23 protein-coding genes are annotated in these 21,316 nt (G+C 70.1%); 5 read left to right on the top strand and 18 right to left on the bottom strand.

Going from position 1 to position 21,316, the window contains the following annotated elements:
- Positions 1–68: 68 nt before the first annotated feature.
- Complete coding sequence (locus AC1ROY_RS06025) at positions 69–815, bottom strand: SDR family NAD(P)-dependent oxidoreductase (protein WP_493147689.1); 747 nt, start codon at positions 813–815, stop codon at positions 69–71.
- Positions 812–2,170, bottom strand: coding sequence for a formimidoylglutamate deiminase (locus AC1ROY_RS06030; protein WP_493147690.1), 1,359 nt, complete (start codon positions 2,168–2,170; stop codon positions 812–814). The genes AC1ROY_RS06025 and AC1ROY_RS06030 overlap by 4 nt, the downstream gene beginning before the upstream one ends.
- Before the next feature lie 106 nt (positions 2,171–2,276).
- Here AC1ROY_RS06030 and hutH point away from each other — a divergent pair, with 106 nt between their 5' ends.
- The 3 genes from hutH to AC1ROY_RS06045 are packed head-to-tail and all read left to right on the top strand — an operon-like array spanning position 2,277 to position 5,394.
- Positions 2,277–3,788 carry a histidine ammonia-lyase gene (gene hutH, locus AC1ROY_RS06035; protein WP_493147691.1) on the top strand — a complete coding sequence of 504 codons (1,512 nt, stop codon included), beginning with the start codon at positions 2,277–2,279 and terminating at the stop codon, positions 3,786–3,788.
- Positions 3,785–4,984 (top strand): imidazolonepropionase, encoded by a 1,200-nt coding sequence (gene hutI, locus AC1ROY_RS06040; protein ID WP_493147692.1) that lies wholly within the window; start codon positions 3,785–3,787, stop codon positions 4,982–4,984. Before hutH ends, hutI begins: the two co-directional genes overlap by 4 nt.
- Positions 4,981–5,394, top strand: a complete 414-nt coding sequence (locus AC1ROY_RS06045) for a PaaI family thioesterase (RefSeq protein ID WP_493147693.1) — start codon at positions 4,981–4,983, stop codon at positions 5,392–5,394. Before hutI ends, AC1ROY_RS06045 begins: the two co-directional genes overlap by 4 nt.
- Before the next feature lie 71 nt (positions 5,395–5,465).
- On the opposite strand, the gene AC1ROY_RS06050 is transcribed toward AC1ROY_RS06045, so the two are convergent.
- The 4 genes from AC1ROY_RS06050 to AC1ROY_RS06065 form a co-directional block, all read right to left on the bottom strand.
- Positions 5,466–6,359 (bottom strand): DMT family transporter, encoded by an 894-nt coding sequence (locus AC1ROY_RS06050; RefSeq protein ID WP_493147694.1) that lies wholly within the window; start codon positions 6,357–6,359, stop codon positions 5,466–5,468.
- A gap of 123 nt (positions 6,360–6,482) precedes the next feature.
- Complete coding sequence (locus tag AC1ROY_RS06055) at positions 6,483–6,980, bottom strand: cysteine dioxygenase family protein (RefSeq protein ID WP_493147695.1); 498 nt, start codon at positions 6,978–6,980, stop codon at positions 6,483–6,485.
- A gap of 2 nt (positions 6,981–6,982) precedes the next feature.
- Positions 6,983–7,666 (bottom strand): GntR family transcriptional regulator, encoded by a 684-nt coding sequence (locus tag AC1ROY_RS06060; RefSeq protein WP_493147696.1) that lies wholly within the window; start codon positions 7,664–7,666, stop codon positions 6,983–6,985.
- Between the two features lie 110 nt (positions 7,667–7,776).
- Positions 7,777–8,757: a Bug family tripartite tricarboxylate transporter substrate binding protein gene (locus AC1ROY_RS06065; RefSeq protein WP_493147697.1), complete on the bottom strand. Its 981-nt coding sequence runs from the start codon at positions 8,755–8,757 to the stop codon at positions 7,777–7,779.
- A gap of 62 nt (positions 8,758–8,819) precedes the next feature.
- On the opposite strand from AC1ROY_RS06065, the gene AC1ROY_RS06070 reads away from it, so the two are divergent.
- A complete protein-coding gene (locus tag AC1ROY_RS06070; protein ID WP_493147698.1) occupies positions 8,820–9,542 on the top strand; it encodes an aspartate/glutamate racemase family protein in 723 nt (240 codons plus the stop codon).
- Positions 9,543–9,676: 134 nt separating this feature from the next.
- On the opposite strand, the gene AC1ROY_RS06075 is transcribed toward AC1ROY_RS06070, so the two are convergent.
- The 4 genes from AC1ROY_RS06075 to AC1ROY_RS06090 form a co-directional block, all read right to left on the bottom strand.
- Positions 9,677–9,964 (bottom strand): hypothetical protein, encoded by a 288-nt coding sequence (locus AC1ROY_RS06075; RefSeq protein ID WP_493147699.1) that lies wholly within the window; start codon positions 9,962–9,964, stop codon positions 9,677–9,679.
- 92 nt (positions 9,965–10,056) lie between these two features.
- Positions 10,057–10,824, bottom strand: a complete 768-nt coding sequence (locus AC1ROY_RS06080; protein WP_493147700.1) for a cold-shock protein — start codon at positions 10,822–10,824, stop codon at positions 10,057–10,059.
- Between the two features lie 96 nt (positions 10,825–10,920).
- Complete coding sequence (locus AC1ROY_RS06085) at positions 10,921–12,231, bottom strand: NAD(P)/FAD-dependent oxidoreductase (RefSeq protein WP_493147701.1); 1,311 nt, start codon at positions 12,229–12,231, stop codon at positions 10,921–10,923.
- Positions 12,228–12,623 carry an AtzH-like domain-containing protein gene (locus AC1ROY_RS06090; RefSeq protein ID WP_493147702.1) on the bottom strand — a complete coding sequence of 132 codons (396 nt, stop codon included), beginning with the start codon at positions 12,621–12,623 and terminating at the stop codon, positions 12,228–12,230. The genes AC1ROY_RS06085 and AC1ROY_RS06090 overlap by 4 nt, the downstream gene beginning before the upstream one ends.
- A 46-nt stretch (positions 12,624–12,669) precedes the next feature.
- Here AC1ROY_RS06090 and AC1ROY_RS06095 point away from each other — a divergent pair, with 46 nt between their 5' ends.
- On the top strand, positions 12,670–13,080 hold the full coding sequence (locus AC1ROY_RS06095) for a hypothetical protein (protein ID WP_493147703.1): 411 nt from the start codon (positions 12,670–12,672) through the stop codon (positions 13,078–13,080).
- A 3-nt stretch (positions 13,081–13,083) separates the two neighbouring features.
- Here the strand turns inward: AC1ROY_RS06095 and AC1ROY_RS06100 are convergent, their stop codons facing one another.
- The 8 genes from AC1ROY_RS06100 to AC1ROY_RS06135 form a co-directional block, all read right to left on the bottom strand.
- Entirely contained in the window at positions 13,084–13,878 is a 795-nt protein-coding gene (locus AC1ROY_RS06100) for an FAD binding domain-containing protein (protein ID WP_493147704.1), read from the bottom strand.
- Between the two features lie 13 nt (positions 13,879–13,891).
- Positions 13,892–16,264 carry a xanthine dehydrogenase family protein molybdopterin-binding subunit gene (locus tag AC1ROY_RS06105; RefSeq protein WP_493147705.1) on the bottom strand — a complete coding sequence of 791 codons (2,373 nt, stop codon included), beginning with the start codon at positions 16,262–16,264 and terminating at the stop codon, positions 13,892–13,894.
- A gap of 137 nt (positions 16,265–16,401) precedes the next feature.
- The gene (locus AC1ROY_RS06110) at positions 16,402–16,905 is read right to left on the bottom strand and encodes a (2Fe-2S)-binding protein (protein ID WP_493147706.1); all 504 of its coding nucleotides are present in this window, start codon (positions 16,903–16,905) and stop codon (positions 16,402–16,404) included.
- Positions 16,906–17,037: 132 nt separating this feature from the next.
- Positions 17,038–17,340, bottom strand: a complete 303-nt coding sequence (locus AC1ROY_RS06115; RefSeq protein ID WP_493147707.1) for a hypothetical protein — start codon at positions 17,338–17,340, stop codon at positions 17,038–17,040.
- 7 nt (positions 17,341–17,347) lie between these two features.
- Positions 17,348–18,388 carry an ABC transporter ATP-binding protein gene (locus tag AC1ROY_RS06120; RefSeq protein ID WP_493147708.1) on the bottom strand — a complete coding sequence of 347 codons (1,041 nt, stop codon included), beginning with the start codon at positions 18,386–18,388 and terminating at the stop codon, positions 17,348–17,350.
- A gap of 25 nt (positions 18,389–18,413) precedes the next feature.
- Positions 18,414–19,451 carry an ABC transporter ATP-binding protein gene (locus AC1ROY_RS06125; RefSeq protein WP_493147709.1) on the bottom strand — a complete coding sequence of 346 codons (1,038 nt, stop codon included), beginning with the start codon at positions 19,449–19,451 and terminating at the stop codon, positions 18,414–18,416.
- Positions 19,451–20,377, bottom strand: coding sequence for an ABC transporter permease (locus AC1ROY_RS06130; RefSeq protein ID WP_493147710.1), 927 nt, complete (start codon positions 20,375–20,377; stop codon positions 19,451–19,453). The genes AC1ROY_RS06125 and AC1ROY_RS06130 overlap by 1 nt, the downstream gene beginning before the upstream one ends.
- Positions 20,374–21,315 carry an ABC transporter permease gene (locus AC1ROY_RS06135; protein WP_493147711.1) on the bottom strand — a complete coding sequence of 314 codons (942 nt, stop codon included), beginning with the start codon at positions 21,313–21,315 and terminating at the stop codon, positions 20,374–20,376. Before AC1ROY_RS06135 ends, AC1ROY_RS06130 begins: the two co-directional genes overlap by 4 nt.
- Position 21,316: the final 1 nt, after the last annotated feature.

Raw genomic sequence — 21,316 nt, forward strand, 5'->3', positions numbered from 1 at the left:
TTCAGGCCGGGGGTCCGGGGGCTCAACGGCCCCCGGCGGGGGTCCAGGGGGCGGAGCCCCTCGCTCCGTCAGTGCATGATGTCTCCACCGTTCGGAGAAAGACAGGCCCCGCAGTAGTAGGTCCCGCCCGGACCTGCGAGGAGCACCGCCGTGGCCGCGATCTCCTCTGGGAAGCCGAGCCGCCCGAGCGGCAGGCTGGCCGAGATGCGCGCCTTCCATTCCGGGCCGCGCCGGGCCGTCAGGTCGGTCTCGATCGGGCCGGGCGCGATGGCGTTCACCAGCACGCCGTGCGGCCCGGCCTCGAAGGCCAGCGAGCGGGTGAAGCTCAGGATGCCGCCCTTGGCCGCGCAATAGGTCGTGATGCCGGCCGAGCCCTTGATGGCGAGTTGGGATGAAATATTGATGATCCGCCCGCCGCCGCGGGCGACCATGCCGGGATAGACGGCCTGGGCCATGAAGAACATGCCCTTCATGTGGACGTCGAACATCCGGTCGAACTCCGCCTCGGAGATCTCGCCGAAGGGCGTGCGGATGTTGATTCCGGCATTGTTGAGCAGGATGTCACAGGGGCCGAGCGCGGCCTCGGCGGCGGCGGCGAAGGCGTTGACCTCGGCGACCACGCCGACATCGGCCGCCATCTGGAAGGCGCGGCGGCCCATGGCCTCGATGGCGGCGGCGACGGCCTTTCCTTCCGCCTCGTCCTGGTAGTGGCAGAGGGCGACGTCGGCGCCGGCCTCGGCGAAGGCGAGCGCCGACGCCTTCCCGATGCCGCGGCTGCCGCCGGTGATGTAGGCGATCTTTCCGGACAGGCTCATGCGCCGAGGCTCCTCATGGTTTTCGCGAAGTTCTCGCGGATCGTGCCCTCATGGATGTGGCGGCCGCCTTCGACCACCACGCGGCCACCGACCGCCACGCTGCGCACCATCCGGTCGGAAGGGCCGAAGACCCAGGCGTCGAGCAGGCCGTCGCCCTCGCGGCCGACCAAAGTGGGGTGCTCGTCGTCCAGCTCCACGAGGTCGCAGCGCATCCCCATGGCGATGGCGCCGAGCGGGACGCCGCAGGCCTGGGCGCCGCCAGCCAGGGCGCGCTCCAGCAGGCCGCGGCCGGGATGCGGGCGGACCTCGTCGGTGGCGACGCTGCGGAGCTCCAGGGCGAGGCGCTGACTCGTCTCCAGCTGGCGGATCTCGGCGGCGGGGTCGATGCCGACATGGCTGTCGGTGCCGAGACCGAGCACGCCGTCTGAGGCGAGGTAGTCCAGCAAGGGAAAGATGCCGTCGCCGAGGGAGGCCTCGGTGCTCGGGCACAATCCGGCGACGGCGCCGGTCGCGGCGAGGGCGCGCGTCTCGGCCACGTCCATGTGGGTGGCGTGGATCAGCACCCAGCGGCGGTCCAGCGGGCAGTTCTCCAGCAGCCATTGCACCGGGCGCAGGCCGGTGGCGGCGAGGCATTCGCCGACCTCGCGCTCCTGCTCGGCGGCGTGGATGTGGATGGGCGCCTCCAGCTCGGCCATGGCCTGAAGCATGGCGGGCGTGACGGCGCGCAGGCTGTGCGGCGCCACGCCCCAGGCGGCGTTGCGCTGGCGAGCCGCGGTGACCTTCACGCGCTCCAGGATCTCGAAGAAGCCGTCGAGGTCGTTCAGGAAGCGGCGCTGCCCCTCATGCGGCATCCCGCCGAAGATGCTGCCGTGGCGGTAGAGGCTGGGTAGCATGGTGATGCCCATGCCGGCCGCTTCGGCCGCGGCGAAGAGGCGCTGCGCCATCTCGGAGCGGTCCGCATAGGGCGAGCCGTCCGGCGCGTGGTGCAGGTAGTGGAACTCGGCGACCTGGGTAAAGCCGCGCGTCAGGCACTCGGCGTAGAGCAGCGCGCCGATCGCCTCGGCGTCCTCCGGCGAGATGGTCAGCGCGAAGCGGTACATGGTCTCGCGCCAGGTCCAGAAGCTGTCCTGCCCGGCGGGGCTGCGGCGTTCGGCCCCCCCGGCCATGGCGCGCTGGAAGGCGTGGCTGTGGAGGTTCGGCACGCCCGGGATCACATGGCCGCGCAGTCGCCGCGCCGTGCCATCCGGCGAATCGGGGGTGACCGCCGTGATCAGCCCGGCCTCGTCGCCGGATATCAGCACGTCGCGCCGCCAGCCTTCGGGCAGCAGGGCGTGGGCGGCCAAGAAATCCGGCATGAAGGACCTTTCCTGTGCGACGGGTCGGTGAAACATCGACGCCGCCCCGGAGAGGCGCAACCCCGCCCTGCTGACAGCCCGCACGGCGCGCCCCTATCTTCCGACGATGAAGCAGACCATCCAGGCGGGACAGGCCCGCCTCGCCCAACTCCGCGCCATCCGCGACGGCGCCGTCCTCGAGCTCGCGGAGGGCTGGGGAATCGACGTCGCCGCCGGCCTCGAGACCCTGCACAACGCGCTGGCCAGCGGCGAGCCGCTCTATGGCGTGAACACCGGCTTCGGGAAGCTGGCCTCCACCCGCATCCACGAGGGCGAGTTGGCGAAGCTCCAGCTCAACCTGCTGCGCAGCCACGCCGCCGGCACGGGCGAGGACCTGCCGCGCCCCGTGATCCGGCTGGCGCTGGCGCTGAAGGCGATGTCGCTGGCGCGCGGCGCCTCGGGCGTGCGGGCGGAGATCATCGAGACGCTGATCGCCCTGCTGGAGCACGACATGCTGCCGGACGTGCCGTCGCAGGGCTCGGTCGGCGCCTCGGGCGACCTGGCGCCGCTCGCGCATCTCTCGCTGGTGCTGGTCGGCGAGGGCTCAGCCACGGACACGACCGGCGTGCGACGCGACGGCGAGGCCGCGCTGCTGGCCATCGGGCGGCTGCCGGCGGTGTTGGGCCCGAAGGAGGGGCTGGCGCTGCTGAACGGCACGCAGGTCTCGACGGCGCTGGCGATCGACGCGCTGTTCCGCGCCGAGGACCTGCTGCGCGCCTCGCTGCTGACGGGCGCGATGAGCGTGGATGCGGCGCGCGGCTCCGACACGCCCTTCGACCCGCGCATCCACGCGCTGCGGGGACAGCCGGGCCAGATCCGCACCGCCGCGGCGCTGCGCGGGCTGCTCGCCGGCAGCGCCATCCGCGAGAGCCACCGCTACGGCGATGTGCGCGTGCAGGACCCCTATTGCCTGCGCTGCCAGCCGCAGGTGGCGGGCGCCTGCCTCGACCTGATGGAGCAGGCCGCCCTGACGCTGGAGCGCGAGGCCAATGCCGTCACCGACAACCCGCTGCTGGTCGCGGGCGGCGAGCTTCTGTCGGGCGGTAACTTCCATGCGGAGCCGGTGGCCTTCGCGGCCGACACGCTGGCGCTGGCCGTCGCGGAGATCGGCGCCATCGCGGAGCGGCGCATCGCCCTGCTGACCGACCCGGTGCTCTCGGGCCTGCCGGCCTTCCTGGTGCAGGCGGGCGGGGTGAATTCCGGCTTCATGATCGCCCAGGTCACGGCCGCGGCGCTGGCCAGCGAGAACAAGGCACTGGCCCATCCCCGCAGCGTGGACAGCATGCCGACCTCCGCCAACCAGGAGGATCATGTCTCCATGGCGACAGGCGCCGCGCTGCGGCTGCGCCCCATGCTGGACAACCTGCAGGGCATCCTCGCCATCGAGCTGCTGGAGGCCGCGCAGGGCATCGAGTTCCATCGCCCGCTGACCAGCTCGGCACCGATCGAGACCGCGCATGCTGCGCTGCGCGAGCATGTGGCGCCCTGGGACGAGGACCGGCTGATGGCCCCCGACATCGCCGCCGCGCGCAAGCTGCTGGCCGGACATCGGCTGGCGGCGCTGGTGCCGCTCGCATGAGTTTTTCGCACGTCTGGGTGAACGCCCACCTCGCCACGATGCGGGATGACGCGCTCGGGATCATCCAGGACGGGGCCATCGCCGCGAAGGACGGGCGCATCGCCTATGTCGGGCCGCGCGCCGGCTTGGCCGCGCACTCGGCCCCCGTCACGGACTGCAAGGGTGCCTGGATCCTGCCCGGGCTGATCGACTGCCACACCCACATGGTCTTCGGCGGCAACCGCTCCGGCGAGTTCGAGGCGCGGCTGGCCGGCGCCTCCTATGAGGAAATCGCCCGCGCCGGCGGCGGCATCCTCTCCACCATGCGCGCCACCCGTGAGGCGAGCGAGGAAACGCTCGTCAAGGCCGCTCTGCCCCGGCTCGACGGGCTGCTGCGCGAGGGCGTCACCACCGTCGAGATCAAGTCGGGCTACGGGCTGGAACTCGGCGCGGAGCTGAAGCAGTTGCGTGCGGCCCGGGCGCTGGAGGGCGAGCGGGCGGTCGGCATCGTCACCAGCCTGCTCGCCGCGCATGCCGTGCCGCCGGAATATGCCGGGCGCAGCGCGGAATATGCGCGCCTCGTCGCGGAGGAGATCCTGCCGCGCGCCGCCTCCGAAGGCCTGGCCGACGCCGTGGACGCCTTCTGCGAAAGCATCGCCTTCACGCCGGAGGAGACCGCGATGGTCTTCGAAGCCGCGCAGCGCTGCGGCCTGCCCGTGAAGCTGCATGCCGACCAGCTCACGGATTGCGGCGGCGCCGCGCTGGCCGCGCGCTTCGGCGCGCTCTCCGCCGATCATATGGAGCGCTCGAATCCCGAAGGCATCGCGGCCATGGCGAAGGCCGGCACCGTCGCGGTGCTGCTGCCTGGCGCCACGCTCACGCTGCGGGAAAAGCACTTTCCCGATATCGCCACGATGCGCGCGACCGGCTGCCGCATGGCCATCTCCACCGACATGAACCCAGGCTCTTCGCCGGCGCTGTCGCTGCTGCTGATGCTCAACCTCGGCTGCACGCTGTTCCGGCTGACGGTGGCCGAGGCGCTGCTCGGCGTGACCCGCAACGCCGCCGCTGCGCTCGGGCTGAAGGACCGCGGCGTGCTGGCCGAGGGCATGCGCTGCGACCTCGCTTTCTACGCCGTCGAGCGACCGGCGGAACTCTGCTACTGGCTCGGCGGCAATCCCTGCACCGGCCGCGTGGTCGCGGGCGAGCCGGCATGACGCTCGCCGAGATCGAAGCCATCATGCATGCCGGCGTGCCGCTCGGCGCCGAATGGGGCGTGCGGCTGCTGGAGGCCTCGCCCGGCTATGCGAAGCTGGAGCTGCCCTCCAGCCCGCGCGTGCTGCGGCCGGGCAACACGGTCTCGGGCCCGGCCATCATGGGCCTCGCCGACATCGCCATGTGGGCCGCGCTGCTCGCCGACACCGAGGGGCGCGACGAGAGCCTGACCACCAACATGCACGTCAACTTCCTCCGCGCCTGCGGGCCGGGGCCGATCGTCGCGACGGCGCGCGTGCTGAAGGGCAGCGGGCGAACCATCTTCGGCGAGGTGCTGATCACGCGCGCGGACAGCGATGAGGTCGCGGTCCACATCACCACCAGCTGGGTGCGGACGAAGCCGAAACCCTGAGATCGAGGGGCTCCACCCCTCGAGCACCCCCGGCAGGGTGGACATGCATGTCCACCGTTTCCTGCACCCCGCTACACGCGCCGCCCGGTGAAGAGCACGGCGGCCAGCATCCCGCCCACGGAGAGCGCCGCGCCCAGCGCCTTCACCGCCCCGATCGGCTCGGCCAGCACCACCGCCGACAGGATCAGCCCCGTCACCGGCACGATCACCGCCAGCGTGCTGGCGCGCGTGGCCCCCAGCATCTCCACGCTGCGCGCGAAGAGCAGCATCGACAGGCCGCCCAGAAGCACGCCCTGGGCCACAATCATCCAGATGACGAGGCCCGTCGGCAGCGCAAAAAAGGCCTCGGCGCGCTGCCAGAGCCAGGGCGGCAGCACGAAGGGCAGGGAGACCAGTGTCACCGCCGCCGTCGCCGGGATGGCCGGCACCTGCCAGCGCCGGATCAGGATGGTGAAGACCGCCCAGGTGACGCCCGCGGCCATCAGCAGCAGGTCGCCGCGCCAGGCGCCGGGATGCTGGCCGAGCCCGTCCCAGCCGATGATCAGCACGCCCGAGAGCATGGCGGCGAGTGCCGCGGCGCGGCCCGGCGTCGGACGCTCGCGCAGCAGCCACCAGGCGAGCAGCGCGCCGGCCACCGGCATGGTCATCGGCGCGATGGTCGAGCCGTGCGTGGCCGGCGCGAAGCGCAGCGCCGTGGCGTAGAAGAGCAGGTTGCCCGCGCCGGCGAAGAGGAAGAGCACCAGGATCCGCCGCCAACCCAGATGGCGCATCGCCGCGCGCTCGCGCCAGACCAGCGGCGCCATCAGCAGTGAGGCCGGGACGTAGCGGCAGACGAGGATATCGAGGATCTCGAAGCCCTGCCCGACCAGCGCGAGGCGCGCGACCACCGCATGTCCGCCCCAGATCACCGAAGCGATGGAACCGAGCAGCAGGCCGAAGACGATCTTGGGATTGAGGTTCAGCACAGGGCAGGCATCACCGTGCCACCCTCGGCATGCTGCACTGCGGCGTCAACCCGCGTCGAACCTGATCGCTTCAGCTTCGTTCAACCTGAAGCGTGAATCAGCCTCGCAGCAATTTCGCTGATTTCAGGCCAGGACGAGGTTCACGCCCTCGGCGAATTCGGCGAAGGGCACGCCATAGACATGGATGGAGACCGCGACCTCGGCCGAGCAATTGGCGATGCGGTGGATGACGTCCGGGCTCGCCGGGCCATGGCTGGTGTCGCCGCGGACTCGCAGATGGGCGGCCGTAGGCTGCGGCGGCGCGCCGGGGGCGAAAAAATGCTCGGTCAGCACGCCGCTATGGACACCGAGCGAGCACCAGGTGTGGTGCGCATGAACGGGCGACATCTGGCCCGGGCGCCAGACCAGCGCCACCACGGCATAGCCGTCGCCCTCGCCCAGCAGGTGGCGGATGTAGCGGTCGGGATTGCAGGGACATTCCTTGCCGGCCAGCAGCTTCGGGTCGTCGAGATGCGGCGCGATGGCGGCGGCGACTGCGCCGGAGCGTGTCGCCAGAGGGGCACGAGCCGCCACGCGGATATCGGCCAGAAGACTGTCGAGCCTCGTGAGAGGCGCCATCATGTTCACAGCACGGTCCTCGCATCCGGGGCGGTGAGCGCGGCCAGCACCATCCTGCGGCTGGCCGAAACCTGTTCGTGCATGATGCCAGCGGCGTCCTCGGCGCGGCCGAGCGCCAGCGCCTCCACCAGCACGTGATGCTCATGCGCCATCTCGCCGGTGCGGTCGCGTGGGCGGAGGCCGAGCACCAGCATGCGCGTGCTCTCGTCCAGCAGGCGGTCGAGCTGGCGGGCCAGGCGCGCATTGCCGGCCAGCTCGGCGATGGCGACGTGGAAGGCCTTGTTGGCGTCGAGGAAGCGCATGGCGCTGTCCTCGTCGGCGCAGTCGTAGCCCTCGGCGCAGACGGCATCGAGGCGGGCGAGCATCTGCGCGTCGACCCGGCCCGCGGCGCGGCGGGCGGCCTCGGGCTCGAGCATCAGGCGGAGATCGAAGACCTCATGGATGTCGCGGATGGTGACGAGGCTGACCATCCAGCCGCGGCGCGGGACGGCGGTGACCAGCCCCTCCTCGGCGAGGCGCGCCAGGGCCGCGCGGACCGGCGCCTTGCCGAGCTCCAGGTGCTGGGCGACGGCGGCCTCGGAGACCGTCTCGCCGGGGGCGAGGCGCGCGGTGAGGATGTCGCGGCGAAGCTCGGCGACGGCGCGCTCGGTCAGGGAGGGCGGGGCCTCGATGGGAGTCAGCAGCGACATTCGCCTGATGCGATCCGTAACATGTCACTGCAGTTCTACGTCAGGCCCACGTGGTTCCGCAAGCCAGAATCGCAGAAATCCGGGCCGGACATGGCCGGCCCGCGAAAGCTTCAGTCCACCGAGGCACCGGAGCGGCGGACGATCGCGCCCCAGCTTTCGACGTCGCGGCGCTGGATCTCGGCGAAGCCCTCGGGCGTGTAGACCGGCGGCAGGGAGATCCCCTGGTTCTCCGTCAGCCACTTCGCGAATTCGGGGTCGCGCAGGACGGTCGTGAAGGCCGCCGACAGCTTCGCCAGGATGGGCGCCGGCAGGTTGGCCGGGCCAAACATGCCGTACCAGGTCGTGCTCACGAAGCCCGGCAGGTTGCAGGCCTCGGCCACGGTCGGGACATCCGGGAGGACCGCCATGCGCTGGGCGGTGGTCACGCCGAGGCCCCTCACCTGCCCCTGCCGCATCGCGCCCATGGCGGGGCCGGACTGGTTCAGGAAGAAATCCACGTCGCCGGCCAGCAGGGCCGTCTGCGCGCCGGGCTGGCCGCGATAGGGGATGTGCGTGACGTCGATGTTGGCGGCCATGGCGAACTGCGCGCCGGCGAGATGCGTCGAGGCGCCGTTGCCCGTCGAGGCGTAGTTCAGCTTGCCGGGATTGGCGCGGGCGAATCGCAGCAGCGCGGCGCAGTCGGTGAATTCGGGGCGGCGCTCCGGGCTCACGGTCAGGATGTTCGGCACGTCGCCGAGATGCGCGATGGGCGTGAAGTCACGGATCACGTGGAAGGGCAGCGTGCGGTAGAGCGTCTGGTTGATGGCATGCGTGCCGGCCGTGCCGAAGTAGAGCGTGTAGCCGTCAGGCCGCGACTTCGCGACGAAGTCCGAGCCGATATTGCCGCCGGCGCCGGTGCGGTTGTCGGCCAGGATGGTCACGCCCAGCGCGCGGCTCAGCGGCTCGATCATGCGGCGGACGTAGATGTCGATGCCGGAGCCGTTGGGGAAGCCGCTGTAGATGGTGATCGGGCGGCTGGGGAAGGCGGCGTCCTGGGCCATCGCGACAGCAGGGGCGGCGAATGGCAGGGCCAGCAGGGAGCGGCGGCGCATGGGTGGGTTCTCCAGAGTGTGAGTCGGGCGCAATCTAGGTGGGGACCAGATCGAGGGAAATCATGGCGGGTCACATCGCGCGCGGCGGAAAGTCCATCTATGGCGCGCCGCTTGGCATCCTGATGCTGGAGGCCCGCTTTCCGCGCATCCTCGGCGACATGGGCAATGGCGAGACCTGGCCCTTCCCCGTGCTGTTCCGCGTGGTGCGCGGCGCCTCACCGAGCCGGGTGGTGGAGCAGGGCGCGGCCGGGCTGCTGGACGCCTTCGTGGAGGCGGCGCGCGACCTCGTGGACCTCGGTGCCGAGGCGATCACGACCAATTGCGGCTTTCTCTCGCTCTTCCAGGCGGAGCTGGCGGCGGCGGTGAAGGTGCCTGTCGCGACCTCCTCGATGATGCAGGTGCCCTGGGTGCAGGCGACGCTGCCGCCGGGCAAACGCGTGGGCATCATCACGGTGAACAGCGCAAGCTTGACCACGCGGCACCTGGAGGCGGCGGGCGTGCCGCTGGACACGCCGGTCGAGGGCACGGAGGGCGGCCGGGAGTTCTTCCGCGTGCTGATCCGGTCGGAAAAGGTGGACATGGATGTCGACCTCGCCCGGCAGGATATCCTGGACGCTGGCACGAGGCTCGTGGAGCGGAACCCGGATATCGGCGCGATCGTGCTGGAATGCACGAACATGCCGCCCTATGCGGCGGACCTCGCCGCGGCAACGGGCCTGCCGGTCTATGACATCTACTCGATGATCTCCTGGTTCCAGGCGGGATTGCGCCCCCGCCGCTGGTGAGTTTTTTGCCCTCAAACGCCGGGCGCGCGCTCTGCGCGCTTGGCTTCGCCGCGCCATGGATGCGCGGGCCGGACGGTCGAGTGGGCGGCGCCGGCCGCCTTGCGGCTGTATGCCGGGAATGCGAATCCCGCGCGTTAGCGAGGCTTAGGGCTAGGCTGACCCCGCGTCCCGTCCAGATAGATCTGGGGCACGATGTTCGGCCAGGGCGTGATCGGCTCATTCGGCCGGCAATCCGGCCTGAGCGCGCCGCAATCCCAGCGATGCGCATCCGGCCGGCCGCTGAGCTGCCCTCCCGGCTCGAAGCGGCAGCGGCAGAGCCGCCCGTCGAAGCAGGCCGTCATGCCCTCGCGAAGCCCGTTGCAGACCGGCACCTGCGCCACGGCCGGCCCGGCCAGGATCAGCAGGAGGAGCAGCACGCGCATGCCCCGATTCTGCGCGCCCAACCCTTAATGAAAGAAAAAGGCCCCAGACGTTTCCGTCCGAGGCCCTCGAAAGCCAGCCTGGAAGGGCCGGCTTACTTCATGCCGACGGCCTGGCGGCCGCGCTGGCCGTCCCGCACGTCGAGCGAGACTTTCTCGCCCTGCTGCAGGTCCGTGCGGCCCGCGCGCGTCAGGACGGACGAGTGCAGGAACACGTCCTGGCCGCCATCCTCGGGGGTGACGAAGCCGAAGCCGCGCACCTGATCGAACCACTTCACGGTGCCGTTCAGCGGATAGACAGGGCCGGTGCCCTCATCGAAGTTGCGCCGGGGACCACGGTCGCCGCCACCACCGAAGCCGCCGGGGCCACGCGGGGCGCCGAAGCCACCGCCGCCGCCCGGGGGGCCACCGAAGTCACGCCGCGGGGGACGATCGCCGAAGCCGCCGGGGGCGCCGAAGTCACGCCGGGGAGGACGGTCGCCAAAGCCGCCCGGAGCGCCGAAGTCGCGCCGGGGGGGGCGATCGCCGAAGCCGCCACCACCGCCGGGGCCACCGAAGTCACGGCGCGGGGGACGGTCGCCGAAGCCGCCGCGAGCACCACCGCCGCCGCCAGGGCCGCGCTTCAGCTCGGTGATGCGCGTGACGAGCCGACGACCCTGACGGTCGGAGCCGATCTCGCACACGAGAATGTCGTCGGTATCGGGCTGGTCGATGCCAGCCTCGGTCAGAGCGGAAGCGTGGAAGAACACGTCCTGCCCATCGGGCCCGAGCACAAAGCCGAAACCCTTGCGGCCGTTGTACCACTTGACCTTGGCCTCGATCAGGCCGGTGTCACCGCCCTCAGGCGAATAATCGTCAGACACGTCTCTCTTCAATCCACGCTAGTGTTCTCGGCCGAACGGGATGCTGGGCGAGTAGCTCAGCATGGCACCCCTCACGGAATAATGCACGCGAAAACATCACGTGAACCGGCGGGGTGAATAAGGCTCGGGCGGAATGGGCGACGGCGCTCCCGTGAGCAGCGCGACGGCCAGTTCCGCGCTGCGCGGCGCGGCGACGAGGCCCACATGGCCATGGCCGAAGCAGTGCAGGATATCGGCGCTGGCCGAGGACGGACCGATACAGGGCAGCCCGTCCGGCATGGAGGGGCGATGGCCCATCCAGACCTTGATCCGCTCGGCCGGGATCTCGCGCGGCAGGCCGGGGAAGTTGCGCAGCAGGTGGTCGCGCAGGATCTCCGCGCGCTTCCAGTTGGGCGCGGCCTCCATGCCCGCGATCTCGACCTGGCCGGCCACGCGCAGGCCGGCCTCGGTCATGGTGATGCTCATCTTGCCGTCCGAGGGCATCATGGGCGTGCGCGGCCCGGCCTCGGGATCGGCGATGACGGCGTGGTAGCCGCGCTCGGTCTCCAGCGGCAGCGTGTCGCCGGCCTCGCGGGCCAGGGCCTTCGAGTAAGCGCCGGCGGAGATGACGGCGCGGTCGGCCCGGACCTCGCTTTGGTCGGTGGTGACAGCCTTGAGGCGACCGGCCTCGATGCGGAAGCCGGTGGCGCGGGCGTTCACGCGCCGCATGCCCTGCGCCTCGGCGAGGGCGACGAGCGCCGCGACATAGGCGCCGGGATTGCGGCAATGGCCGCCCTCCTCCACCAGCAGGGCGAACTTGTAGCGTCGATCGAGGTCGGGCTCGCGCTGGCGGAGCTCGTCCTCGCCGATCTCCAGCCAGGTCACGCCGGTCTGGGCACGGACCCGCCAGGCGAGCGCCTCGGCCTCGAAGGCGGCGCGGTCGGGGAAGACGTAGAGCAGGCCGCGGCGCTCCACGAGATGGCCGACGCCGGCCTCCTCGGCCAGCGCCGCATGCAGCTCCGGCGCGCCGGCGACGAGGGCGCGCAGGGCATGGCCGGTCCTGAGCACCCTGGCCTCGGTCCAGCCCGAGAGCAGGTAGCGGACCAGCCAGGGCGCGACCCTGGGGAAATAGGACCAGCGGATGGCCAGCGGTCCCAGCGGGTCGGCGAGGAACTTCGGGACCTTTTTCCAGAGGCCCGGGAGGGCCGGCGGCACCGTGCTGGAGGGGCTGAACCAGCAGCCGTTGCCGTAGCTGGCGGCCTGCTCGCCGCCGGGTGGGGCGGGCTCGATCAGCGTGACGTCGAAGCCGGCGCGCTGGGCCGCGAGCGCCGTGCAGGCGCCGACGATGCCGCCGCCGATGATGGCCAGTCGGCCCCGATCGCCGGAAGGCGAAGCCTGGAGGCGTGAATCGGTGGCGAAGCTGCTCATGTGCGGCCCGGGTCCTGGCCCGCGAGGAGGGACACATGGGCCGAGACCACCCGCCAGCCGATCTCCGGCAGGCGCACCATGATCTTGGTCTCGCGCCCGATCAGCCCGGTGCCGACGCGCTCGTATTCCAGATGCGTGCAGGCGAAGTCGCGCCCGAAGGCGGTGATGTGGACCTTCCTCTGCACCCGCTTCGCATAGGCCTTCACGCTGCCGCGGAAGGCGCGGATGGCGTCGATCCCGTAGAGGATCTCGGTGATGCCGAAGCGAACCGTCCGCGCATCGCCCCAGAAGATGCTGTCGAGCACCTCGGTGCGGTTGTTCATGAGCGCCTCCTCGTAACGGTCGAAGACGGCGCGGGCTTCGGCGATGGTGCCGGGATCATCGAGCTGCATGGCCGCGATGCTTGCCCCGGGCCCCATCGGCGCGCAAGCATCGCCCATGCGGATCCTTCCGGCGGCCCTTTCCGTCCTCCTGCTGGCCGGCTGCTCGACCGGCCAGTCACCGGCTCCACCCACGGCAGAGCCGGACACGCGGAGCATCCTCGCCACGCCGCTGGCGCAGACCCTCGGTGAGGAGGAGGCCCGCCGCATCCGCGCGATGGCCGAGGTCAACGGCATGCTGCGCCACTGCCAGCTGCGCTGGGAGGGGTATTTCGGCCGCATGACGACCCAGCAGCGCGACTACAACCGGTCCGATGCCGAGATGCAGCGCATCGCCGTCTGGCACGGCTACTGGCTGGGCGCCACGCAGCGCGCGGCGGACCGCGACCAGATCGCCTGCCCCCGCGAGTTCCAGACCGCCCTGCGCGATCGCGCGGAGGGGTTGCTGCGCCTCACCCCCACGCAGTAGCCTTCAGCCCGCGGCGGCCACTGCCCGCTTTGCCATCACGCTCACGAGATGGGCGCGGTACTCGGCGCTGCCGTGGATGTCGCCATTCATGCCGTCCGGGTCCTGCTTGACGCCCGCCACCGCGTCCGGCGACCAGGAGCCGGCGAGCGCCGCCTCCATCTCCGCCTGGCGGAAGACGCAGGGGCCCGCGCCGTTGATCGCGACCCGGATGCCCTGCGGCCCCTTGGAGACGAAGGCGCCGGCCATGACGTAGCGGCTCGCGGGATTGCGCATCTTGGCGTAGCCGGCCTTCTCGGGGATCGGGAACTTGATGGCGACCAGCAGCTCATCCGCCTCCAGGGCGGTGGTGAACATGCCCAGGAAGAACTCGTCGGCCGGAATCTCGCGCTTGCTGGTGACGACCGTGGCGCCCAGGCCCAGCACCGCCGCCGGATAATCCGCCGCCGGGTCGTTGTTCGAGACCGATCCGCCCAGCGTGCCGCGGTTGCGGACCTGCACGTCGCCGATGTTGGACGCCATGTCGGCGAGGGCCGGAATGGCGGCCTTCACCTCGGCGCTGGTCGCAACCTCGACGTGCTTCATCAGCGCGCCGATGACGACCATGTTCCCTTCGCGCCGGATGCCGCGCATCTCGGCGATGCCCGTGAGGTCCACGACCGTCGTCGGCTTGTTCAGCCGGTGCTTCAGCGCAGGCAGCAGCGTCTGCCCGCCGGAGATGAACTTCGCGTCGGGGTCCGCGGCCAGGAGCTTGGCGGCGTCGGCGACGGAGGAGGGCTTCGTATAAGTGAAATCGTACATGGCTGAGAGCTCCTCAGTGCGTGCTGCCGTGGATGATGGACCAGATCTTGGGCGCTGTCGCCGGCATCTCAATGTGATTCACGCCATAGTCGCGCAGCGCGTCGACCACCGCGTTGATGACGGCGGGCGGCGAGCCGATCGCCCCCACCTCGCCGCAGCCTTTCACGCCCAGCGGGTTGTGCGTGCAGAGCGTGGTGTGGGTGGCCACGCTGACCGGGGCGAGGTCGTCCGCGCGCGGCATGGTGTAGTCCATCATGGAGGCGCTGATGAGCTGACCGGCGCTGTCGTAGACGCAGTTCTCCAGCAGCGCCTGGCCGACGCCCTGCGCCACGCCGCCCTGCACCTGGCCCTCGACGATCATGGGATTCACCACGCGGCCGACATCGTCCACCGCGGTGAAGTTGAGGAGATGCACCTTCCCCGTTTCCTTCTCGATCTCCACCTCGGCGATGTGGCAGCCGCCGGGATAGGTGAAGTTCTTCGGATCGTAGAAGGCGGTCTCCTCCAGCCCGGGCTCCAGCTCCTCGATCGGGTAGTTGTGCGGCACATAGGCGGCAAGGCTGATCTCGGCCAGCGCCTTGGTCTTGTCCGTGCCGGCCACGCGGAAGGTGCCGCGGTCGAACTCGATGTCCTCGACGGAGGCTTCCATCAGGTGCGCCGCGATGCGCTTGCCCTTGGCGATGATCTTGTCCATCGCCTTATCCATGGCCGAGCCGCCGACCGCCAGAGAACGGCTGCCATAGGTGCCCATGCCGAAGGGCACCTTGGCCGTGTCGCCATGCACGATGTCCACATTCGCGACGGGAACGCCGAGCTTATCGCAGACCAGCTGCGCGAAGGTCGTCTCGTGCCCCTGCCCGTGGCTGTGCGCGCCGGTCAGCACAGTGATGCTGCCCGTCGGATGCACGCGGATGGTGCCGACCTCGTAGAGTCCCGCGCGGGCGCCGAGCGAGCCGACCACGGCCGAGGGCGCGATGCCGCAGGCCTCCAGATAGGTCGAGATGCCGATGCCGCGGAGCTTTCCGTGCGCGGCCGACTCGGCGCGCCGCGCCTCGAAGCCCGCCCAGCCCGCCGTCTCCAGCGCCTGGTTCAGCGTGGAGAAGTAGTCGCCGCTGTCGTACTGCAGCGCCACGGGCGTCTGGTACGGGAAGGCCGACGTGGCGATGAAGTTGCGGCGGCGCAGCTCGATCTTGTCGAAGCCGCATTGCTTGGCCGCGACATCCACGAGGCGCTCCAGCAGATAGGTCGCTTCCGGCCGCCCTGCCCCGCGATAGGCGTCCACCGGCACCGTGTGCGTGAAGACGGCCTTCACCTCCGCGTAGATCGCCGGCGTCGAATACACCCCGGCCAGCAGCGTCGCGTAGAGGTAGGTCGGCACGCAGGGCGCGAAGGTCGAGAGATAGGCGCCCATATTCGCCTGGGTGTGCACGCGCAGGCCGAGGAAGGTGCCGTCCTTGTCCAGCGCGAGCTCGGCGCGCGTCACGTGGTCGCGGCCATGGGCGTCGGACATGAAGGATTCGGTGCGGTCGGCGGTCCATTTCACCGCGCGGCCCAGCTTCGCCGCGGCCCAGGTGACGATGGCCTCCTCGGCATAATGGTAGATCTTGCTGCCGAAGCCGCCGCCGACATCCGGCGCCACCACGCGCAGCTTGCTCTCGGGGATCTGCAGCACGAAGGCGCCCATCAGCAGGCGGATCACGTGCGGATTCTGGCTGGTGGTGAAGAGCGTGTGCTCGCCCGTGGTCGTGTCGTAGTCGCCGACGGCGCTGCGCGGCTCCATGGCGTTGGGGACGAGGCGGTTGTTCGTCGTCTCGAAGACGACGTGGTGCGCGGCCTGGGCGAAGGCCGCGTCCGTCACGGCCTTGTCGCCGATGTGCCAGTCGTAGCAGAGGTTGCCGGCGACATCGTCGTGCACGCGCGGCGCGTCGGCGGCCATCGCGGCGGTGGTGCCGGTGACGGCGGCCAGCGGCTCGACATCCACGACGATCGCCTCGCCGGCGTCGCGCGCCTGGCTGCGGGTCTCGGCGATCACGACGGCGATGGGGTCGCCCACATGCCGCACCTTGCCCTCGGCGAGGACGGGGTGCTTCGGCTCCGCCATGGGCGTGCCGTCCTTGTTGTGGATCTGCCAGCCGCAGGGAATGCCGCCGATGCCGGTCATGTCGGTGCTGGTGTAGATCGCGACGACGCCGGGCATCGCCGCAGCCGCCGTGGTGTCGATCGATATGATCCGCGCATGCGCGTACTGGCTGCGCAGGATCCAGGCATGCGCCTGGCCGGGGCGGTTGATGTCGTCGACATACTGGCCGCGGCCGGAGAGGAAGCGCAGGTCCTCCTTGCGCTTGACGCTGGCGCCGATGCCTTCGAACGGCAGGACTGCGTTCATGGCCTTGTCTCCCTGTTCCGTGACTTTCCGCCACTTGTTTCGAGGGGCTTTGCCCCTCGAGCACCCCAGCAAGAACCTCAGGTTCTTGCATCTCCGATTTGTAAAAGGGTCCAGGGGGCAGAGCCCCCTGGTCGGCCTTACTGCGCCGCGGCCGCGATCGTCTCGCGCTTGCCGTGCATCACATCGGCCGCGGCGGCGATCGCCTTCACGATGTTGTGGTAGCCGGTGCAGCGGCAGAGGTTCCCCTCCAGCCCCTCGCGGATCTCCAGCTCGGTCAGCCCTTCCGGGTGCTTCTGCACCAGGTCCACCGCCGACATCACCATGCCCGGCGTGCAGAAGCCGCACTGCAGCGCGTGGTATTCACGGAAGGCCTCCTGCATCGGATGCAGCGTGCCGTCCGCCTTGGCCAGCCCCTCGATCGTCGTGATCGCAGCGCCTTCGCACATCACGGCCAGCGTGGTGCAGGACTTCACGCTCTCGCCGTCGATATGCACGACGCAGGCGCCGCACTGGCTGGTGTCGCAGCCGACATGGGTGCCGGTGAGGCGAAGCTTCTCGCGCAGCAGCTCCACCAGCAGCGTGCGGCCCTCGATGTCGACGGTGTGCGATTTCCCATTCACGCTCAGCGTCACTTGCGGCATCGCGCACTCTCCCCGTGGTTGTACCGTGCCGCCGGAAGGTCGCGCTCCGAAGGCGCGTCGTCAAGCGTCACGGGCCCTGCCGCGTCGCGAGATTCGGACCTTCGGCGCCCGCGCGCCTTCGATCATCCCGCTTCAGGGCGGCAGTTCCTGCTCCAAGGTGAGGCGCCGGCCCCGCGTGACAAGGGTGAGGATGCCGAGGATCAGCGCCCCCACCGGCCAGACCATCCAGATTCCCGCCGCCAGCATCACGCCGAACAGCCCCGCGCCCGCCGCCACGTCCGGATCGTCGGAGGCGATGTAGGGGATCACCACGGCGCAATTGGCCAGCAGCAGGCCGAGCATCAGCAGGTTGAAGCCGATGAAGAGCCATTTGCAGAAGCGCCCGAAGACGCTGCGCGGCGCCCGGGCGACAAAGGTGACGCGTCGCCCGGACATGGGGGCCTCAGGCGGCTTCCGTGCGGAAGGCGGTCGGCGGCGCCTTGTTCAGCAGCGGATTCTGCGCGGCCGGGAGGTCGTGCAGGTGGCAGGCCGAGAAATGCCCCTCGCCGTTGTCGCGGAGCACCGGCTCCTCCTTGCGGCAGCGGTCGAAGGCATAGGGGCAGCGGGTGTGAAAGCGGCAGCCCGGCGGCGGATTGATCGGGCTGGGCACGTCGCCCGTCAGCACGATCCGCTCGCGGATGGCACCCGGCATGGGCACCGGCACGGCGGAGAGCAGCGCCTCGGTGTAGGGATGCCGCGGCGCGCCGAAGAGCGCCTTGCGGGTCGCGACCTCGACGATCTTGCCCAGGTACATCACGGCCACGCGATGCGTCATGTGCTCGACGATCGCGAGGTCGTGGCTGATGAAGAGCATGGCCAGCCCGAGCTCCGACTGCAGGTCCTGCAGCAGGTTCACGATCTGCGCCTTCACCGAGACGTCGAGGGCGGAGACCGCCTCGTCGCAGACGATCACGTCCGGCTCGGCCGCCAGCGCGCGGGCAATGCAGATGCGCTGGCGCTGGCCGCCGGAGAACTCGTGCGGCCAGCGGTTCACCGCGTCGCGCGGCAGCCGCACCTTGTCCATGAGGAGGCCGATGCGCTCCTCGAGGTCGGCGCTGTCCTTGGCCAAGCCGAAGTTCTTGATCGGCTCGGCCAGGATCTGGCGCACGCGCATGCGCGGATTCAGCGAGGAGAAGGGATCCTGGAAGATCACCTGGATCTGCCGGCGGATCGGCCGGAGCGATCCCGTCGGCATGTCGTCGATGCGCTTGCCGTTCAGCACCACCTGCCCCGCCGTCAGCGGGAAGAGGCGCAGCACGGACTTGCCGACGGTGGACTTGCCGCAGCCGCTCTCGCCGACCAGCGACAGGGTCTCGCCCTTGTCGATGTGGAAGGACACGCCGTCCACCGCATAGACATGGCCCACCGTGCTGCCCATCAGGCCGCCGCGGATGGGGAAATGCTTCTTGAGGTCCGCGACCTCGAGGATACGCTCGCCGCTCATCGGCCGTTCCATTCAGCGAAAGAGGTCATGCGGCCACCGCGCCGCTGACCGAGGCCTCGACGGGCGCGTAGTGGCACGCGGCGATGTGGTTCGGTGCCTTCTCCTGCAGGGCCGGGGCGACGGCGCGGCAGAGGTCCGTGACCTTCGGGCAGCGGGTCGCGAAGACGCAGCCCGGAATCTTCTGCTTGAGGCTCGGCACCAGGCCGGGAATCTCCACGAGCCGGGTGGTCTCGCCGGTCAGCGAGGAGCCGAGCTTGGGCACGGAGCCCAGCAAGCCCTGGGTGTAGGGATGCCGCGGCGTGCGGAAGAGCTCGTTGACGGGTGCCTCCTCCACCTTGCGGCCGGCATACATGACGACCACGCGCTCCGCGACCTCGGCCACGACGCCGAGGTCATGGGTGATGAGCACGATGGCGGCGCCGACCGTGTTCTTGAGGTCGCGCATCAGGTCCAGGATCTGCGCCTGGATGGTCACGTCGAGCGCGGTGGTCGGCTCGTCGGCGATGAGCAGCTTCGGGTTGCAGGCCAGCGCGATGGCGATCATCACGCGCTGACGCATGCCGCCCGAGAGCTGGTGCGGATACTCGCGCACGCGCCGCCCAGGCTCGGGGATGCCGACGAGGCGCAGCATCTCGACCGCGCGCTCCTCGGCCTGCTGCTTGGAGAGGCCCTGGTGCAGCCGCAGCGTCTCGCCGATCTGGCGCCCGTTGGTGAGCACCGGGTTCAGCGAGGTCATCGGCTCCTGGAAGATCATGCTGATCTCGTTGCCGCGGATGGCGCGCATCTCGCGGTCCGAGAGCTTCAGCAGGTCCTTGCCCTGGAAGCGGATGGCGCCGGCCATCTTGCCCGGGGGCTCGGGGATGAGGCGCAGGATGGACATGGCGGTGACGGACTTGCCGCAGCCGCTCTCGCCCACGATGGCCAGCGTCTCGCCCGAGCGGACGTGGAAGCTGACGCCGTCCACGGCGCGGTTCACGCCGTCCATGGTGCGGAAGTGCGTCTGGAGGTTGTCGACCTCCAGGAGGATCTCTCGGTTGTCGCCTTCGGCGCGCATCATGCTCATCAGAGTTTCTTCGCCAGACGGGGATCGATGGCGTCGCGCAGGCCGTCACCCAGCAGGTTGACCGCGAGCACCGTGATCGAGAGGAAGATCGCCGGGAAGAAGACGATGTAGGGCTTCACCTGCCAGAGCGCCCGGCCCTCGGCCATGATGTTGCCCCAGGAGGGGATGATCGGCGGCGTGCCCGCGCCGATGAAGGAGAGGATGGCCTCGGTGATCATCGCCGCCGCGCAGATATAGGTCGCCTGCACGGTCAGCGGCGCCAGCGTGTTGGGCAGGATGTGCTTGAAGATGATGAAGATGGTCCGCGTGCCCGAGGCGACCGCGGCCTCGACATAGGGCTGCTCGCGCAGGCTCAGCACCACGCCGCGCACGAGGCGCGAGACGCGCGGGATCTCCGCGATGGTGATGGCCAGGATGACGTTCTGCACCGAGCCCCGCGTCAGCGCCATCAGCGCGATGGCGAGCAGGATGGAGGGGATGCTCATCATGCCGTCCATGATGCGCATGATGATGCTGTCGGCGAAGCGGTTGAAGCCCGACATCAGCCCGATGAAGAGCCCCACGGCCGAGGCGCAGAGCGCCACCGAGAAGCCCACCAGCAGCGAGACGCGCGAGCCGAAGAGGACGCGCGAATAGACGTCGCGCCCCAGCATGTCCGTACCGAACCACCAGCGCGCCGAGGGCTCGCGCGTGCGCAGCGCGGGCGCGAGCGAGGTCGGGTCCTTGGTCCAGAGGTAGGGCGCGAAGATCGCGATGCAGAGCATGAGGATCAGCAGCCCCCCGCCGATCGCGATCGTCGGATACCGCCGCAGGAAGCCGATGACCCCCCGCCGCGGCCTGACGTTGGACAGGATGTCGGGCTGCGTCGCGGCGACCGCGAGACCCGACGGGATGTCGATCCCCGGAGGGAGGGAGGCAGCGCTCAATACCGGATCCTCGGATCAAAGAAGGTGTAGCTGAGGTCGATCAGCAGGTTCACCAGCACGTAGACGAAGCTGAACAGCAGGATCACGCCCTGGATCACCGGATAGTCGCGCCGCAGGATCGCATCCACCGTCAGGCGTCCGAGGCCCGGGATGGCGAAGACGCTCTCCGTCACCACGGCGCCGCCGATCAGCAGCGCCACGCCGATGCCGACGACGGTGACGATCGGCACGGCCGCGTTCTTCAGCGCGTGGATGAAGAGGATGCTGCGCTGCCCGGCGCCCTTGGCGCGGGCGGTGCGGATGTAGTCCTGGCTCAGCACCTCCAGCATGGTCGCCCGGGTGATGCGGGCGATCAGCGCGATGTAGACGCCGCCCAGCGCGATGGCCGGCAGGATCAGGTTCTCGATCCAGGGGAAGAAGCCGTTCGAGAAGGGGGTGTAGCCCTGCACCGGCAGCCAATCGAGCTCCAGCGCGAAGATATAGGCCAGCACATAGCCCACCACGAAGACCGGCACCGAGAAGCCGAGCACCGCGAAGGCCATGACGAGGCGGTCGATGGTCGTGCCCTGCTTCCAGGCCGCGATGACGCCCATCGGCACAGCGATGGAGACGGCGAGGATCAGCGTCACGATCATCAGCGAGAGCGTCGGCTCGATGCGCTGCTGGATCATCGTGCTGACCGGCAGGTTGGTGAAGATCGAGGTGCCGAGGTCACCGCGGAGGATGTCCCAGGCCCAGGCGCCGAAGCGCACCAGGTAGGGGCGGTCGAGGCCGAGGGATTCGCGGATGCGCTCCACATCGGCTGGAGTCGCCTGGTCGCCCGCAATGACCGCGGCCGGATCACCCGGCGCGAGGTAGAGGAGCGAGAAGACGAAGAGCGCGACGATCGCCATGACCGGGATCGTCGCGAGGACACGTCGGATGATGTAGGCCCACATG

It is taken from the genome of Roseococcus sp. GW821-FHT12F05, from assembly GCF_058806835.1.

What these genes read in the sequence shown, in the direction of transcription:
- AC1ROY_RS06025 (WP_493147689.1), bottom strand. Translation starts at nt 815, where the DNA reads ATGAGCCTGTCCGGAAAGATCGCCTACATCACCGGCGGCAGCCGCGGC.
- AC1ROY_RS06030 (WP_493147690.1), bottom strand. Translation starts at nt 2,170, where the DNA reads ATGCCGGATTTCTTGGCCGCCCACGCCCTGCTGCCCGAAGGCTGGCGG.
- hutH (WP_493147691.1), top strand. Translation starts at nt 2,277, where the DNA reads ATGAAGCAGACCATCCAGGCGGGACAGGCCCGCCTCGCCCAACTCCGC.
- hutI (WP_493147692.1), top strand. Translation starts at nt 3,785, where the DNA reads ATGAGTTTTTCGCACGTCTGGGTGAACGCCCACCTCGCCACGATGCGG.
- AC1ROY_RS06045 (WP_493147693.1), top strand. Translation starts at nt 4,981, where the DNA reads ATGACGCTCGCCGAGATCGAAGCCATCATGCATGCCGGCGTGCCGCTC.
- AC1ROY_RS06055 (WP_493147695.1), bottom strand. Translation starts at nt 6,980, where the DNA reads ATGATGGCGCCTCTCACGAGGCTCGACAGTCTTCTGGCCGATATCCGC.
- AC1ROY_RS06060 (WP_493147696.1), bottom strand. Translation starts at nt 7,666, where the DNA reads ATGTCGCTGCTGACTCCCATCGAGGCCCCGCCCTCCCTGACCGAGCGC.
- AC1ROY_RS06065 (WP_493147697.1), bottom strand. Translation starts at nt 8,757, where the DNA reads ATGCGCCGCCGCTCCCTGCTGGCCCTGCCATTCGCCGCCCCTGCTGTC.
- AC1ROY_RS06070 (WP_493147698.1), top strand. Translation starts at nt 8,820, where the DNA reads ATGGCGGGTCACATCGCGCGCGGCGGAAAGTCCATCTATGGCGCGCCG.
- AC1ROY_RS06075 (WP_493147699.1), bottom strand. Translation starts at nt 9,964, where the DNA reads ATGCGCGTGCTGCTCCTCCTGCTGATCCTGGCCGGGCCGGCCGTGGCG.
- AC1ROY_RS06085 (WP_493147701.1), bottom strand. Translation starts at nt 12,231, where the DNA reads ATGAGCAGCTTCGCCACCGATTCACGCCTCCAGGCTTCGCCTTCCGGC.
- AC1ROY_RS06090 (WP_493147702.1), bottom strand. Translation starts at nt 12,623, where the DNA reads ATGCAGCTCGATGATCCCGGCACCATCGCCGAAGCCCGCGCCGTCTTC.
- AC1ROY_RS06095 (WP_493147703.1), top strand. Translation starts at nt 12,670, where the DNA reads ATGCGGATCCTTCCGGCGGCCCTTTCCGTCCTCCTGCTGGCCGGCTGC.
- AC1ROY_RS06100 (WP_493147704.1), bottom strand. Translation starts at nt 13,878, where the DNA reads ATGTACGATTTCACTTATACGAAGCCCTCCTCCGTCGCCGACGCCGCC.
- AC1ROY_RS06105 (WP_493147705.1), bottom strand. Translation starts at nt 16,264, where the DNA reads ATGAACGCAGTCCTGCCGTTCGAAGGCATCGGCGCCAGCGTCAAGCGC.
- AC1ROY_RS06110 (WP_493147706.1), bottom strand. Translation starts at nt 16,905, where the DNA reads ATGCCGCAAGTGACGCTGAGCGTGAATGGGAAATCGCACACCGTCGAC.
- AC1ROY_RS06115 (WP_493147707.1), bottom strand. Translation starts at nt 17,340, where the DNA reads ATGTCCGGGCGACGCGTCACCTTTGTCGCCCGGGCGCCGCGCAGCGTC.
- AC1ROY_RS06120 (WP_493147708.1), bottom strand. Translation starts at nt 18,388, where the DNA reads ATGAGCGGCGAGCGTATCCTCGAGGTCGCGGACCTCAAGAAGCATTTC.
- AC1ROY_RS06125 (WP_493147709.1), bottom strand. Translation starts at nt 19,451, where the DNA reads ATGAGCATGATGCGCGCCGAAGGCGACAACCGAGAGATCCTCCTGGAG.
- AC1ROY_RS06135 (WP_493147711.1), bottom strand. Translation starts at nt 21,315, where the DNA reads ATGTGGGCCTACATCATCCGACGTGTCCTCGCGACGATCCCGGTCATG.